This is a genomic window from Nocardiopsis halotolerans DSM 44410, from assembly GCF_000341065.1.
GTDB classification, from domain to species: Bacteria; Actinomycetota; Actinomycetes; order Streptosporangiales; family Streptosporangiaceae; genus Nocardiopsis; species Nocardiopsis halotolerans.
In genome coordinates this window covers 1-3,328 of sequence record NZ_ANAX01000168.1, presented here as the reverse complement: position 1 = coordinate 3,328, position 3,328 = coordinate 1, and the positions used below count along the sequence as shown (strand labels likewise).

The window sequence follows — 3,328 nt, the reverse complement described above, 5'->3', positions numbered from 1 at the left end:
CTACGACCCCTGCCGGTACGGCTCGACCATCCTGGTCACCGGCCGGCCACGGGAGCACACGGACGCTACGGTGCCCCGGTCGCGGCCGGCACGGCAGGCCGACCGCGCGCCACCAGACCTGCGGGTACCGCGGCGAGGACGAAGAGCACCCCGGCCATCAGGACGTGGAGGTACACGCCGGTCGCCGTACTCACCGGGGCGCCGTCGGCGAGGGCCCCAAGAACGCGCGTGGCCGCCATGCGGCGGCGGGTGGGCACCGCCGTCGAGCGGGGCGAACCGCGCTCCGGGGACCGGGACATCGCGGACCTCGTCGCGTGGGGGCGCGCCGCCGAGGGCGGTCGACCGGACTGACCGGGGCCCGGGCTTTTCCCGTGTGCGGGCGTCGCTGGTCGTCACCCTCGTCCCCGTGGTGCCGCCCCCGCGTGGCCTCCTCCCCCGCCGGAACGATCCGCCGCCCCTCCCCCACGGCCGACGAAGGCACGCGGCAGGCGCCCCTGTTACCCTTTGGCATCGATGCCAGTAATTTGGCATGGAAGCCAAAGCATCGGAGTGGACGGGAGGCGGACGGTGACATTGACGCGGGAAGTGCGTCGCCGACGGATCATCGACGCGGCGATCGACTGCCTCGCGCGGGACGGATGGCACAACACGACGCTGGCCGCGATCGCCGCGGAGGCGGGGATCAGTCGCGGGCTGATCTCCTACCACTTCGAGGGCCGGGACGACCTGTACGAGGCCGTGGTGGAGTCCGTGGTCGAGACGGTCTTCGGCTCGGGTTCCGCCGCTATACAGCAGGAGATCGACGCGGCCACCACGGCTCGGGGCAAGCTCCGGGCCTACATCGAGGGCAACCTCCGGTTCATCGGCGCGCACCGTCGGGAGATGGCCGCCCTGGGGCAGGCGATGCCGAATCTGCGCCGCAAGGACGGGACACCACGCTTCGACACCGACGCCGAGGAACCGATCATCGCCGGCACGGCGCTCCTGTTCGAGTACGGACTGTCCACGGGCGAGTTCCGCGCGGTCGACGCGCGCCTGACCGCCTACACCCTGCGGCGCTGCGTCGACGGGGCGGCGGTGAGGATCGTCGCCGACCCCGACTTCGACGTCGACGCCTACGCCCGGGAGTTGACCGCGCTGTTCCTCCAAGGAGTGGGAGCATGAGTACCACGGTCACGCCCGCCGTCCGACTGTCCGGGCTCACCAAGCGCTTCGGTGACCATCTCGTCGTGGACTCGATCGACCTGGCGGTTCCCGCTGGCATGTTCTACGGCGTCGTCGGCCCCAACGGGGCCGGGAAGTCGACCACGTTGGCGATGATCGCCGGCCTGCTCGCCCCGGACTCGGGCACCGTCACGGTCGCCGGGTTCGACGCCGCGAACGATCGGGAACGGGTGCTCGACACGCTCGGGATCATGATGGAGGGCCTCTCCCTTCCCGAACGACTGACCGGTCGCGAACTGCTCGAATACACCGCACGGCTGCGCGGGATGGGTGATGAGTGGTCTCAGCGCGCATCCGACCTGCTGGAGATCCTGGAGCTGGACCACGCACCTTCGACGCTGATCGTGGACTACTCGACGGGGATGCGGAAGAAGATCGGCCTCGCCGTGGCGCTGCTGCACCGCCCCCGGCTGCTGGTGCTCGACGAACCCTTCGAGGCCATCGACCCGGTGTCGGCGCGAGCGATCGAGGGACTGCTGGAGCAGTACGTGGGCGGTGGCGGAACGGTGCTGCTGTCCAGCCACATCATGGACGTCGTCGAGCGCACCTGCGAACGGGTGGCCCTGGTCAAGGACGGCCGCGTCATGACCGAGGGCACGGTCGACGAGGTCAGGGCCGGAAGCACCCTCAACGACACGTTCGTCGACCTCGTCGGCGCCGCCCCGCGTCGTGAGATCGGGTGGTTGGCGTGAGGATGAGTACGGCGTTCGCCTCTCTGCGGTGGAGGATCATCCGGCACGGCCCGAATGACGAGCGCGGCTTCGGGCTCGTCGTCGGCCTCGTCGCGGCGGCGGGGGTCGTCGCCCTCGCGGTGCTCGGACGGGCGGGGACGGTCCACCCGAGCTGGCTGACCGTGGGGATCTCGCTGTTCGGGCTGACCTGGCTGTTCGGCCCGGTTCTGCTCCCCGGATCGTCCCCGGTCCTGCACCCGGGATGGTTCCGTACCCTGCCCCGGCACCCGGTCAGGATCGCGCGGGAGATGGCGGCGAGTGAGGTGCTCAGTGTGGGCACCGTCGTCACGACCCTCGCTCTGAGCGGCATGGTCGTCGTCGCCGCACCCCACGGTCCGGCCACCGTGGCCGTCGCGGTCGTGGCCGCCGCCGCGCAGATGTTCTTCCTGCTCTGGCTCGGCAGGTGCACCACGGCCCTGGTCTCCCACCTCCTGCGCTCGACGCTGGGGACGTGGATCGCGGCGTTCCAGATGTCCGTGCTCCTGGCGGTCTCCTTCGCGGGCTGGGTACCCCTCATGGCCCTGGTGCTGCCCGACCTCGGGGAGGGCGGGGCCGAGATCGTCACGCCGCCGGTGCCCGGTGCGGTGCCCACGGGGATCGAGGACGCGCTGCTGGCCCTGCCGACGGGCTGGGGCCTCGCCGCCCTCGACGCGGCGACGTCATCGGCCCCGTTCGCCACCGTGATGATGCCGGTCGTCGGACTCGTCGCGGGTGGGGCGGTGCTCCACGGCGGCTGGATCGCGCTCACCGCGTACACGCTCCGTCAGCCGCCGGCCAGGGCGCGGAGCACCGTCACCGCCACACGCTCCGCGTCCTCGGTTCGTTCGCGGGGCGGCGGCGCGGTCCGGGCGGTGACCACCCGCGAGATGAGGACGTGGTTCCGCGACCCGCACCGCAAACTCGGGCTGGGCCACGCATGGATCACGCCGCTGCTCATGATCCCCCTGGTCGCACCCACCAACTGGTCCTGGGCACTGCCGTTCGTCGGCGTCATGGCGGCGGTGCTCGGCGCGATGGTCGCGGTGAACACCTACGCCCTCGACGGCACCGCGTTGTGGCAGCTCATCACCACCCCGGGAGCGATCCGCGCCGACGTGCGCGGACGGCAGCTCGCGTGGATGATCCTCTTCGGCGTCCCCGTCCTCGTCGGAACGGCCCTGTTGGGTCTGGTCAGCCAGTCGCCCCTCTGGGCCGTCGCGCTCGGGATGGCGCTCGCCGCCACCGGCGCCGCGTGCGCGGGCGCACCGCTGTTCAGCGCGCTCATGCCCGCCATCGGCTCGGACGCGCGTGAGCGGGTGTCCACGGCGGACCACGCGGGCAACCCCGCGGGCGGGCAGTGGACGGTCCTCGTCCTCGTCGTCGCCGTCGCGGCC

The 3,328-nt window shown here is 71.9% G+C and carries 4 protein-coding genes; 3 read left to right on the top strand and 1 reads right to left on the bottom strand.

Features of this window, described 5'->3' with window-relative positions; all coding sequences use genetic code 11:
• Positions 1–65: 65 nt before the first annotated feature.
• On the bottom strand, positions 66–299 hold the full coding sequence (locus tag D455_RS33750; protein ID WP_241480244.1) for a hypothetical protein: 234 nt from the start codon (positions 297–299) through the stop codon (positions 66–68).
• A 268-nt stretch (positions 300–567) separates the two neighbouring features.
• On the opposite strand from D455_RS33750, the gene D455_RS0113025 reads away from it, so the two are divergent.
• The 3 genes from D455_RS0113025 to D455_RS0113015 all read left to right on the top strand — a co-directional run.
• Complete coding sequence (locus tag D455_RS0113025) at positions 568–1,164, top strand: TetR/AcrR family transcriptional regulator (RefSeq protein ID WP_160167841.1); 597 nt, start codon at positions 568–570, stop codon at positions 1,162–1,164.
• Positions 1,161–1,916, top strand: a complete 756-nt coding sequence (locus tag D455_RS0113020; RefSeq protein ID WP_017571160.1) for an ABC transporter ATP-binding protein — start codon at positions 1,161–1,163, stop codon at positions 1,914–1,916. Before D455_RS0113025 ends, D455_RS0113020 begins: the two co-directional genes overlap by 4 nt.
• The coding region (locus tag D455_RS0113015; protein WP_017571159.1) for a hypothetical protein at positions 1,913–3,328 on the top strand (1,416 nt) is incomplete at its 3' end. The genes D455_RS0113020 and D455_RS0113015, both read left to right, overlap by 4 nt.